Below are 12,010 nucleotides of genomic sequence, written 5' to 3'. Positions count from 1 at the left end.
AAGTAAAAAGGCTAGCTTACTCAGCTAGCCTTTTTTATATTCATTAAAACGCAATTCTTTATGCCTGCGCCTCTAGCACCGCACTTAATGTGTCTTCTAACTGCTGATCTTCCAAGTTCAAGAAAGCTAACAAGCCGTCGTAGCTCTCCTGCCAAGCTTCTTCTTCACTGCTTACTCCCAGTTTACGGTAAGCAACAATGCGCGCTATTTTTAATATTGCTAACATTAGCAACGATGATTTACCTAGCTCTTGCGAACTAAATAAGCCATCTGCATCGTGTTGATAGTAAATGGCTTCTATCATCACCTTAGGCAGGCTCCATTGCTGCGCAATAAGTGCAGCCACAGTAGCATGAGTTGTACCATACTCACTGCGTTCACGTTCCGCGAGATGAGCCCATCCGATGTCATTGGCCTCGGCGAGTAAGCTTTCATATTCGGGGAAAGACTGTAGCAAAGCTGGTACGCCAGCCTGATGAAACAAACCCAGCATATAAGCATTATCTTTAGCCGATTCAAAGCCTAGTTCTTCAGCGGTAGCCGCTGCGCAACTAGCCAGTAAATTAGCCTCTAACCAAAATTTATCCAATACTTTAGAGGCTGGCATTGCCCCTTTTAAGGCAACCGCTTTAACAATAGGAAATACCCGATTAATGCCCAAAGTCATCACCGCTTGGTGAATCGATTTAATCTCGTTTAAGCGACGAAACGCAGCAGAGTTAACAATTTGCAACACCGCACCAGAGATCCCCACATCGCTAGCTATTGCCTCGGCAATAACCGCTACATCGGGCTCGGCTTTTTTTGTTTCTTGAGTAATCGTTAACAAAACTTGAGGCCGAGGGGGAATAGACAAATCCGCCAAAATTGCATTTTCGGCCGCAGTTATCGTTAAAGACATATCACCTCCTGTAAAATTTGCTGGCAAAGCATAAGCAAATAACTTAGTAATTTCAAAGCGATAAGATAAAATATATACTCTAATCTACAATTTACAGCTCGCCAAAATCTGTTTTAGTGATGAAATCCCCAGTTCTTCGGTAAGCGCAATGTTGTGCTCAGGGATCCCTTCAGGATCTGGATGAAGTCGAGTTAAGCGACTCACCGTTGCTTCACGAATTAAGTGAAATACCGGATAAGGCGAACGATTAGTATAGTTACTTGGCGCGGTATCTGCTTCTCCAGCAAAACAGTAGTCGGGATGAAAACTAGCTAGCTGGTAAACGCCATCATAGCCTTGTTTGCTTATGATCTTCTCCGCCCAATACAAACAATCTAAATAGTCTTCAAAACTGCTTAAGCAGGGGGTGATAAACAAGGTTGTTTCAACGTCGGGCTGATTATCTAAGAGCTGGCATTCTACAACTAACTGCTGCAATAACTCTTCAATATCGTCGCTCATCGCTACTTGGTAGCGAATACTGCCACGCTCTAATTCGCGCTTTGCAAAAGGACAAATATTGTATTCAACCACAAAATCTTTCACCCAGCGCATCGTGTGCTGCTGATATTCAGCTTCGCTTATATCACTACTGGGGGTGGAATTACTCATGTTTAATCCTTGAATGCTTTAAAGCACATAGCGTTAATGATGCCAATCGCTAACAAAAGCTAAATGGCTTGCCTTTTGGCATAGTCTACCAGCCAATCAGCTAGCTTAGTTACTCGTTTCGAGCGATAACGTGCCGGAGGAAACACCATCCATAACGGCTGGCTTACTACCTGCCAATCTTCTAACACCGTTTTTAACTGGCCTGCTTCTAGCGCGTCACGCAAGTACATATCGTGAGTACGAATAAAACCAAAACCCTCCATGGCGGCTTGTTTAAGTACGTGTCCATTAGGACAGGCAAACGAGCCACTCACCGACACCAACAACTTTTGCCCATTCTTTTGAAAAGGCCACTGCGACACCGTGCCACAAATACACTGATGATGACGCAACTCTTCGGGGTGCTTGGGCAAGCCATTAGCCGCTAAGTACTCAGGGCTAGCGACCACATGCGTATTTAACTGGCTTAACACCCTTACCTGCAAACTCGAATCGGGCAAAGTTCCCATTCGAAATACAATGTCAAAAGGAGAGCTCAATAGGTCTTCTCGTTGTGACGACAAATCTAGCTCGATATCGATGTTTGGATGTTCTTGGCGAAACGTAAGCAAAGCCGGCGCCAGCCATTGCTCTGCAAAAATGCCGCCTAAGGAGTTTATTTTTATCTTGCCTTGTAAATGATGTTGTAGCTGTTGGGCTGCTAGAGCTCCATCTTCCAGCAACTCTAGGCCTTGACGACAGCTTTGATAGTAACTCTCTCCGGCATCAGTCAAACGTAGCTTGCGGGTCGAACGATATAAAAGCTGCACTCCTAAACGATGTTCTAAATTACTCACTCGTTGGCTAATGCTAGCTTTAGAGCTATGCAGCTTATCGGCGGCAGCAGTAAAACTGCCGGTTTCAACTACGGTGACAAAATCGACTAACCCAGCGAACATATTAATCCAAATTTCTGAACAATTATTTTTAATACTAGCTAAATATCAAACAACATAAAACGCTTACACTGCTTTAAAACATAACCAAGCAGGATCAACAATGCAGAACAGAGTGTTAGGTAAAAGCGGCTTAGTATTAAGTGAAATTGGTTTAGGCTGCTGGCAATTAGGTGGTGACTTTGGCCCTGTAAGCGAAGCACAGTCAACGACCATTCTCGAGCAGGTCTACCAAAGCGGCGTGCGTTTTTATGACACCGCCGATGTATATGGTGCTGGCCTTAGCGAACGATTACTGGGGCAGTTTTACCAGCAGCATTCAGATATAACCATTGCGACCAAGCTTGGCCGAGATGCAAATTTGTATCCGAATAACTACACTAAACAAACAGTTAAACAAAGCATCGAAGCCAGTTTACAGCGGCTAGGTTTAACCAACATTCCCTTGATTCAACTGCATTGTGTTCCCACCCAGATACTTCGTGATGGTGAAATATTCACTTGGTTAGCCGACTTTAAACAACAAGGCTTGATTGAGCACTACGGCGCAAGTGTAGAGTCGATGGAAGAAGCCAAGTTGTGTTTAAAAGACCCGGCTTTAACCAGCTTACAAATTATCATTAACCTATTTAGACAAGACGCTGTAGCTGAAGTACTCGATTTAGCTCAAGCTCAACAAGTGGGAATAATTGCCCGTTTGCCCTATGCCAGTGGTTTATTAAGTGGCGCTGTTACCGCGCAACGACAATTTGACGAAACTGATCACCGCCACTACAACCGAGATGGCGCAGCCTTTCATGTAGGGGAAACTTTCGCTGGTTTGCCGCTAGATAAAGCCTTGAACTTGCTTGAACAGCTTAAAACGCTGCTTCCTGAAAACTTAGCTATTGCAGAGTGTGCAATTCGTTGGCTACTCGACCACCCGCAAATAACCAGCGTAATTACAGGGGCAAGCAAACCAGAGCAGATTCAGCAAAACTCTCATTACTCAGGCCAAACCTCTTTAAGCAAAGACCTTCATGCCAAGCTTGCCGATTTTTATCTGCAAGAGGTTAGCCCTTGGGTTCGTGGTAACCGCTAAAGAAGCGAATAGCTAAAAAGGATAATGCTATGCAATTAAGACAGTTAGGTGAATGGAAAGTGAGCCCTCTTGGTTTAGGTTGTTGGGCCATTGGCGGGCCTTTCTTCGACCAAGACAACAAGCCTTGCGGCTGGGGGAAAGTAGACGATGCGGTCTCGATTTCGGCCATTCACGCTGCACTTGATGCTGGCATTAACTTTTTCGACACAGCTGCAGTTTATGGTGCTGGTCACAGCGAACGGGTATTGGGAAAAGCCCTAGCGAATAAACGCCAGCAAGCCATTATTGGCACTAAGTTTGGCCTGGAGTTTGATGAAAATAGCAAAACCATCAGCGGTATCTTTGATCAACACGATGCAATTATTCGACACTGCGAAAATAGCTTAAAACGCTTAGGTACTGAGTATATTGATTTATACCAATTACACCTAAATGACTACCCAGCCGAAAATATAGGACAAATAATAGAATCTCTAGAGCATTTAGTTAAGGTAGGGAAAATACGCGCTTACGCTTGGAGTACCGACTTTCTAGACCGTGCAAAGGCCTTTTCTTCGGCCGAACACTGTATTGCCTTTCAGTTTCAAAACAACGTGTTAGACCAAAACAATGATTTAGTAGGCTTCTGTGCCAAGCACAACAAAACGGCGATAAACCGAGGACCTCTCGCTACGGGGCTGCTCTCAGGCAAGTACCATCATGCAAGCATTCTAGATAAAGACGATATTCGTTGCATCAATCCAGAGTGGCTAAAATACTTCATAAACGGTAAAGCATCGCCTGAACTGCTCAACAAGTTAGCTGGCATTCAATCAATTTTAACCAGTAAGGGTAGAACGGTTAATCAAGGAGCACTAGCTTGGATTTGGGGCTTAGGTGAGCACACATTACCTATTCCAGGATTTCGTAATACAGCTCAAGTGCTAAGTAATGCAGCAGCTATTGAACATGGACCGCTCAGTAAGGCGCAAATGCAGGAAATTAAGCAACTACTCAATTAAAATAGAGCTAAGCATCTAAATTTAATGAAAAAATCATTATTCACCCACTTGTCACGATTCTGTAAAGAATAGCTGCTACACCTGTTTAACAACAGAATAGATGAGGCGACAAGGATGCGAGCCAAGCGACAATTGGAGTTTGACGACCTAATTAGGCAACAAAGCATTAGTACCGCTTTTCAAACTATTTGGGATCATAATAACAATCAAGCTTTAGGCTATGAGGCCTTATCTAGAGGCCCCAAAAATAGTTATTTCCATTCGCCACTAACACTATTTGAGTTTGCTCGCCAATCTAGCCAACAGCATGAGCTTGAATTAATTTGCGCTCAGCTAGCTCGACAACGCTTTGATAAGCAAAATGTAAACGGCCATCTATTCATTAACTTCTCACCCGATACCTTGCTGTATATTTATCAACAGCAAGGTACTCAATGCTTTGAACAGCTTATTCCTAGCAAAGGTAATCTAGTTATCGAGCTTACCGAGCACCTGCCAATCTGTGTTGATGAGGCGCTTTTGAAGTGCATCCAAGATCTGCGTAAATTAGCGATTTCCTTCGCTCTAGATGATTTTGGTGCAGGCTACGCAGGCATTAAAACATGGTTACAACTCAGCCCTGAGTATTTAAAGCTAGACTGTTTTTTCTGCGAGCAATTGCTAGAAGATGGCAAAGTTAGCACTGCCATCGCATCGCTGGTGAACCTTGTCGAACAAATTGGCAGCCAAATCATTGTTGAATGCATTGAAAATGCGGAACAATATCAGCAACTGGTAAACCTAGATATTCCTTACCTTCAAGGTTTTCATATTGCTCGACCAACTAATCAACCAAAGCTGCGAAAAACTGCGCCGAGTACTCCTGTAGTAACAGAGCCCTATACGGCACTTTCTCTAGCCAGCTCTGCCAATATCGTGTCTCCTAACCTATCTTCAAAAAAGCTTTTAACAACTATTCTCGAAGATAAAAGCATTAATTCACTTCCGGTGGTAGATGGACAACAGCGAGTTCTAGGCTTAATAAAGCGCGAAGAGTTACTTGCCCAGTACTCGGGTCCTTACGGTCATTCACTCAATCAGCGCAAAACCGTAGCCGAGTTAATGGATACCAATCCCTTAACCGTGGATGCCAATCCCTTAACCGTGGATGCCAACACCACATTAAGTGAAATCGGCCGTAAACTTAGCCAACATACAGCTAGTGGTTTAGACGCTGTATTTATTGTTACTCAAAATAGTAAGTACTACGGCGTTGGTTTAGCGGTAGATGTAATGCGAAAGCTCTCCGACTACAAACTTCAATTAGCCCGTTACGCTAACCCCTTAACAGCTTTACCAGGTAACGTGCCTCTACAACGTAGCCTAAACCATCTAATCGCGCGCAAACAATCATTTGACCTTGCCTACTTCGACCTAAATAACTTTAAGCCATTTAATGATATTTGTGGTTATGAGCGCGGTGACAAAATGATCAAATTGGTCGCTGAGCTATTAAGGATGCATTTAAGTAAATATGCACACTTTATTGGTCACCTAGGCGGAGATGACTTTATCGTGATTTTCACCACCCAAAACTGGCAGCCATCCGTATTACACCTACTCAGCACATTTGACAACCGCCGAGAAGCTCTATATCGGCAAAAAGACCTAGACGCCAAAGGCATTGTGGCCAAAGACCGTGACGGCCAACAACGCTTCTTTCACCTGATTGGATTGGCTGTAGGTGTTACCCGCTGGACTGCAGCCTCTCAACTGAGTATCGACGAATTAAGCGAGCGGGCGAGTCTCGCTAAAAAACACGCTAAGCGTAATCACTGGTCAACCTTGTATATACAAGAGGGCGATGTCTGTGATGCGCTAGGTTAGTCTGTTGATGAAATGACTGGGGCTTGAGTGATTGGTATGCCTGAGGGACTAAATCGCAGGCAATAAAAAAGCCCTCATCATTAGACGAGGGCTTAGTATAGGAGCCTGGCGGTGACCTACTTTCACATGGGGAAGCCCCACACTATCATCGGCGCAGTTGCGTTTCACTTCTGAGTTCGGCATGGAGTCAGGTGGGTCCACAACGCTATTGCCACCAGGCAAAAACTGTTGTCTTTAACATTCGAAAAAGCTGAAACATCTCATGAGCACTAACAAGTATTCATGGTTTCTAAAATAAAGTATCTATAAGCAACACCCTTTAGGTGTTGTATGGTTAAGCCTCACGGGTAATTAGTACAAGTTAGCTCAATGCCTCACAGCACTTACACACCTTGCCTATCAACGTTGTAGTCTCCAACGGCCCTTCAGAGGACTTAAAGTCCTAGTGAGAATTAATCTCGAGGCCTGCTTCCCGCTTAGATGCTTTCAGCGGTTATCAGTTCCGAACGTAGCTACTGGGCAATGCTATTGGCATAACAACCCAAACACCAGCGGTTCGTCCACTCCGGTCCTCTCGTACTAGGAGCAGCTCCCCTCAATTCTCAAACGCCCACGGCAGATAGGGACCGAACTGTCTCACGACGTTCTAAACCCAGCTCGCGTACCACTTTAAATGGCGAACAGCCATACCCTTGGGACCGACTTCAGCCCCAGGATGTGATGAGCCGACATCGAGGTGCCAAACACCGCCGTCGATATGAACTCTTGGGCGGTATCAGCCTGTTATCCCCGGAGTACCTTTTATCCGTTGAGCGATGGCCCTTCCATACAGAACCACCGGATCACTATGACCTACTTTCGTACCTGCTCGACGTGTCTGTCTCGCAGTTAAGCTGGCTTATGCCATTGCACTAACCGTATGATGTCCGACCATACTTAGCCAACCTTCGTGCTCCTCCGTTACTCTTTGGGAGGAGACCGCCCCAGTCAAACTACCCACCAGACACTGTCCGCAATCCCGATAAGGGACCAACGTTAGAACATCAACACTACAAGGGTGGTATTTCAAGGTCGGCTCCACGTCATCTAGCGACAACGCTTCAAAGCCTCCCACCTATCCTACACATGTAGGGTCAATGTTCAGTGTCAAGCTGTAGTAAAGGTTCACGGGGTCTTTCCGTCTAGCCGCGGGTACACCGCATCTTCACGGCAATTTCAATTTCACTGAGTCTCGGGTGGAGACAGCTTGGCCATCATTACGCCATTCGTGCAGGTCGGAACTTACCCGACAAGGAATTTCGCTACCTTAGGACCGTTATAGTTACGGCCGCCGTTTACCGGGGCTTCGATCAATAGCTTCGCGCGAACGCTAACCACATCAATTAACCTTCCGGCACCGGGCAGGCGTCACACCGTATACGTCATCTTTCGATTTAGCACAGTGCTGTGTTTTTAATAAACAGTTGCAGCCAACTGGTATCTGCGACTCTCAGCAGCTTAGGGAGCAAGTCCCATCACCATCAAGAGCGTACCTTCTCCCGAAGTTACGGTACCATTTTGCCTAGTTCCTTCACCCGAGTTCTCTCAAGCGCCTTGGTATTCTCTACCCAACCACCTGTGTCGGTTTGGGGTACGGTTTCGTATAATCTGAAGCTTAGAGACTTTTCCTGGAAGCAGGGCATCAACCACTTCGTGTCCGTAGACACTCGTCATCAACTCTCAGCGTAATGTAAACCCGGATTTGCCTAAGTTTACCGCCTACTGCCTTTCACGTGGACAACCATCGCCACGCTGGCCTAGCCTTCTCCGTCCTCCCATCGCAATTATACGAAGTACAGGAATATTAACCTGTTTCCCATCGACTACACTTTTCAGTCTCGCCTTAGGGGCCGACTCACCCTGCCCTGATTAACATTGGACAGGAAACCTTGGTCTTTCGGCGAGGGGGCTTTTCACCCCCTTTATCGTTACTCATGTCAACATTCGCACTTCTGATACCTCCAGCAAACCTTACGATCCACCTTCAACGGCTTACAGAACGCTCCTCTACCGAGCATGCAAGCATGCTCCCGTAGCTTCGGTGGTATGTTTAGCCCCGTTACATCTTCCGCGCAGGCCGACTCGACCAGTGAGCTATTACGCTTTCTTTAAATGATGGCTGCTTCTAAGCCAACATCCTGGCTGTCTAAGCCTTCCCACATCGTTTCCCACTTAACATACACTTTGGGACCTTAGCTGACGGTCTGGGTTGTTTCCCTTTCCACGACGGACGTTAGCACCCGCCGTGTGTCTCCCGAGTAGTACTTGATGGTATTCGGAGTTTGCAAAGGGTTGGTAAGTCGGGATGACCCCCTAGCCTTAACAGTGCTCTACCCCCATCAGTATTCGCTCGAGGCGCTACCTAAATAGCTTTCGAGGAGAACCAGCTATCTCCCGGTTTGATTGGCCTTTCACCCCCAGCCACAAGTCATCCGCTAATTTTTCAACATTAGTCGGTTCGGTCCTCCAATTGGTGTTACCCAATCTTCAACCTGCCCATGGCTAGATCACCGGGTTTCGGGTCTAATCCCAGCAACTATGCGCGCAGTTAACACTCGGTTTCCCTACGGCTCCGCTATTCGCTTAACCTTGCTACTGAAATTAAGTCGTTGACCCATTATACAAAAGGTACGCAGTCACCCCACAAGGGGGCTCCCACTGCTTGTACGTATACGGTTTCAGGTTCTATTTCACTCCCCTCACAGGGGTTCTTTTCGCCTTTCCCTCACGGTACTGGTTCACTATCGGTCAGTCAGGAGTATTTAGCCTTGGAGGATGGTCCCCCCATATTCAGACAACATATCACGTGTGCCGTCCTACTCGATTTCACTTAAAGTAGATTTTCATGTACGGGGCTATCACCCTGTATCGCCATCCTTTCCAGAATGTTCCACTAATCACCTAAAAGCTTAAGGGCTAATCCGGGTTCGCTCGCCGCTACTACCAGAATCTCGGTTGATTTCTTTTCCTCCGGGTACTTAGATGTTTCAGTTCCCCGGGTTCGCCTCGCAACGCTATGTATTCACGTTACGATACTGCATAAAATGCAGTGGGTTTCCCCATTCGGAAATCTGTGTCTATAACGTCTTTTATCGACTTAACACAGCTTATCGCAGATTAACACGTCCTTCATCGCCTCTGACTGCCAAGGCATCCACCGTATACGCTTAGTCACTTAACCATACAACACCTAAATGTTGTCGCTTAAATCACTTGAATGGTCAGGCTGTATAAGTCCTGCCATTCGAGTACGATCACCTTATTTTTGAATACCAAGAACACTTGTTATTAAACTCATATTCTTGAGATATTTTTTATCAGCTTTTCCAAATTGTTAAAGAGCAATGGTCTCGAAGAAACCAAAGCTAAGCACTATATAAACAAATGCTTAGCTTTGTATTCTCAAACCAAGAGAGAGAATGGTATCCCGTAGGGGATTTGAACCCCTGTTACCGCCGTGAAAGGGCGGTGTCCTAGGCCTCTAGACGAACGGGACACTGCAGTAGCTGTTCTCGTTGGTTCTACACCACACTAGAACTTCTCTCTTTTCTTTTTCATCAAGCAATCTGTGTGAACACGTCACAAAACCTAAGCATCATAATAAGGAGGTGATCCAGCCCCAGGTTCCCCTAGGGCTACCTTGTTACGACTTCACCCCAGTCATGAACCACAAAGTGGTGAGCGTCCTCCCGAAGGTTAAACTACCCACTTCTTTTGCAGCCCACTCCCATGGTGTGACGGGCGGTGTGTACAAGGCCCGGGAACGTATTCACCGTAGCATTCTGATCTACGATTACTAGCGATTCCGACTTCACGGAGTCGAGTTGCAGACTCCGATCCGGACTACGACATGCTTTTTGGGGTCCGCTTGCTCTCGCGAGTTCGCATCCCTCTGTACATGCCATTGTAGCACGTGTGTAGCCCTGCCCGTAAGGGCCATGATGACTTGACGTCGTCCCCACCTTCCTCCGGTTTATCACCGGCAGTCTCCCTAGAGTTCCCACCATTACGTGCTGGCAAATAAGGATAGGGGTTGCGCTCGTTGCGGGACTTAACCCAACATCTCACGACACGAGCTGACGACAGCCATGCAGCACCTGTATCTGAGTTCCCGAAGGCACCAAGGAATCTCTTCCAAGTTCTCAGTATGTCAAGGGCAGGTAAGGTTCTTCGCGTTGCATCGAATTAAACCACATGCTCCACCGCTTGTGCGGGCCCCCGTCAATTCATTTGAGTTTTAACCTTGCGGCCGTACTCCCCAGGCGGTCTACTTAATGCGTTAGCTGCGTTACCCACGAGTTAAACTCACAGACAACTAGTAGACATCGTTTACGGCGTGGACTACCAGGGTATCTAATCCTGTTTGCTCCCCACGCTTTCGTACATGAGCGTCAGTTTTTGTCCAGGTGGCCGCCTTCGCCACTGGTATTCCTTCAGATCTCTACGCATTTCACCGCTACACCTGAAATTCTACCACCCTCTACAAAACTCTAGCTTGCCAGTTCCAAATGCCATTCCCAGGTTGAGCCCGGGGATTTCACATCTGGCTTAACAAGCCGCCTGCGTACGCTTTACGCCCAGTAATTCCGATTAACGCTCGGACCCTCCGTATTACCGCGGCTGCTGGCACGGAGTTAGCCGGTCCTTCTTCTGTCGCTAACGTCAAAGATAGCAAGTATTAATTACTACCCCTTCCTCACGACTGAAAGTGCTTTACAACCCGAAGGCCTTCTTCACACACGCGGCATGGCTGCATCAGGCTTTCGCCCATTGTGCAATATTCCCCACTGCTGCCTCCCGTAGGAGTCTGGGCCGTGTCTCAGTCCCAGTGTGGCTGATCATCCTCTCAAACCAGCTAGGGATCGTCGCCTTGGTAAGCCATTACCTTACCAACTAGCTAATCCCACTTGGGCTAATCTTTACGCGAAAGGTGCCGAAGCATCCCCTCCTTTGGTCCGAAGACATTATGCGGTATTAGCAGTCGTTTCCAACTGTTGTCCCCCACGTAAAGGCATATTCCCAAGCATTACTCACCCGTCCGCCGCTCGTCAGCAAAGTAGCAAGCTACTCTCTGTTACCGCTCGACTTGCATGTGTTAAGCCTGCCGCCAGCGTTCAATCTGAGCCATGATCAAACTCTTCAATCAAAAGTTTTTTCGCTCAAAGTTAAAAACTGAAATTATTACTGTGTTTTACAGTGCAAGACTCCAGTTCACTTAAGCTTAATTTTTTCGCTTAAGGTCCTGTGAGTGCTCACACAGATTGCTTGATAAATTGTTAAAGAGCGTTGCTTCGTTGCCGAAGCGAGGTGCGCATTCTACGCTTTCCTCTGTGGCTGTCAACCGCTTTTTAATATTAATTAAGAAGAAGTTTTTCAACCGGCTAACTCAGCCCTAGGCCTTGCTAACCCTGACGTAGCCTTGCTTCACTTTAGCGCGCTGCGTGCCGTGTCAGTGGAGGTGCATTATAGGGATCGATTCCCGCGGCGCAAGCGTTTTTTGAAGAAAATCACAGAAACACGTTTAAGTGTTCAGATA

Annotated in this window: 6 protein-coding genes, 1 tRNA gene and 3 rRNA genes; 3 read left to right on the top strand and 7 right to left on the bottom strand. The window is 46.6% G+C overall.

Annotated features, from left to right (window positions below):
• Positions 1–58: 58 nt before the first annotated feature.
• From LQZ07_RS04110 to LQZ07_RS04100, 3 genes are all read right to left on the bottom strand, one after another.
• On the bottom strand, positions 59–901 hold the full coding sequence (locus tag LQZ07_RS04110; protein ID WP_152786263.1) for an HDOD domain-containing protein: 843 nt from the start codon (positions 899–901) through the stop codon (positions 59–61).
• Positions 902–985: 84 nt separating this feature from the next.
• Positions 986–1,552 (bottom strand): DUF1415 domain-containing protein, encoded by a 567-nt coding sequence (locus tag LQZ07_RS04105; protein WP_194164251.1) that lies wholly within the window; start codon positions 1,550–1,552, stop codon positions 986–988.
• A 59-nt stretch (positions 1,553–1,611) separates the two neighbouring features.
• Positions 1,612–2,490, bottom strand: a complete 879-nt coding sequence (locus LQZ07_RS04100) for a LysR family transcriptional regulator (protein ID WP_152786261.1) — start codon at positions 2,488–2,490, stop codon at positions 1,612–1,614.
• 100 nt (positions 2,491–2,590) lie between these two features.
• On the opposite strand from LQZ07_RS04100, the gene LQZ07_RS04095 reads away from it, so the two are divergent.
• The 3 genes from LQZ07_RS04095 (at position 2,591) to LQZ07_RS04085 (ending at position 6,435) form a co-directional block, all read left to right on the top strand.
• Positions 2,591–3,568, top strand: coding sequence for an aldo/keto reductase (locus LQZ07_RS04095; RefSeq protein ID WP_152786259.1), 978 nt, complete (start codon positions 2,591–2,593; stop codon positions 3,566–3,568).
• Positions 3,569–3,597: 29 nt separating this feature from the next.
• Positions 3,598–4,569, top strand: a complete 972-nt coding sequence (locus LQZ07_RS04090) for an aldo/keto reductase (RefSeq protein ID WP_152786257.1) — start codon at positions 3,598–3,600, stop codon at positions 4,567–4,569.
• 114 nt (positions 4,570–4,683) lie between these two features.
• Positions 4,684–6,435 carry a GGDEF domain-containing protein gene (locus LQZ07_RS04085; protein ID WP_152786255.1) on the top strand — a complete coding sequence of 584 codons (1,752 nt, stop codon included), beginning with the start codon at positions 4,684–4,686 and terminating at the stop codon, positions 6,433–6,435.
• A 103-nt stretch (positions 6,436–6,538) separates the two neighbouring features.
• Here the strand turns inward: LQZ07_RS04085 and rrf are convergent.
• From rrf to LQZ07_RS04065, 4 genes are all read right to left on the bottom strand, one after another.
• Positions 6,539–6,654 (bottom strand): 5S ribosomal RNA (rrf, locus tag LQZ07_RS04080).
• Between the two features lie 111 nt (positions 6,655–6,765).
• A 23S ribosomal RNA gene (locus LQZ07_RS04075) occupies positions 6,766–9,655 on the bottom strand.
• A 239-nt stretch (positions 9,656–9,894) separates the two neighbouring features.
• Positions 9,895–9,970 (bottom strand) — tRNA-Glu (locus LQZ07_RS04070).
• A 105-nt stretch (positions 9,971–10,075) separates the two neighbouring features.
• A 16S ribosomal RNA gene (locus LQZ07_RS04065) occupies positions 10,076–11,620 on the bottom strand.
• Together the 16S, 23S and 5S rRNA genes with 1 tRNA gene alongside form the textbook arrangement of a ribosomal RNA operon.
• Positions 11,621–12,010: the final 390 nt, after the last annotated feature.

Source organism: Agarivorans sp. B2Z047, assembly GCF_023373605.1.
GTDB lineage: Bacteria > Pseudomonadota > Gammaproteobacteria > Enterobacterales > Celerinatantimonadaceae > Agarivorans > Agarivorans albus.
The sequence above is the reverse complement of the archived record's forward strand: the minus strand, read 5'-3'. Positions and strand labels throughout refer to the sequence as shown.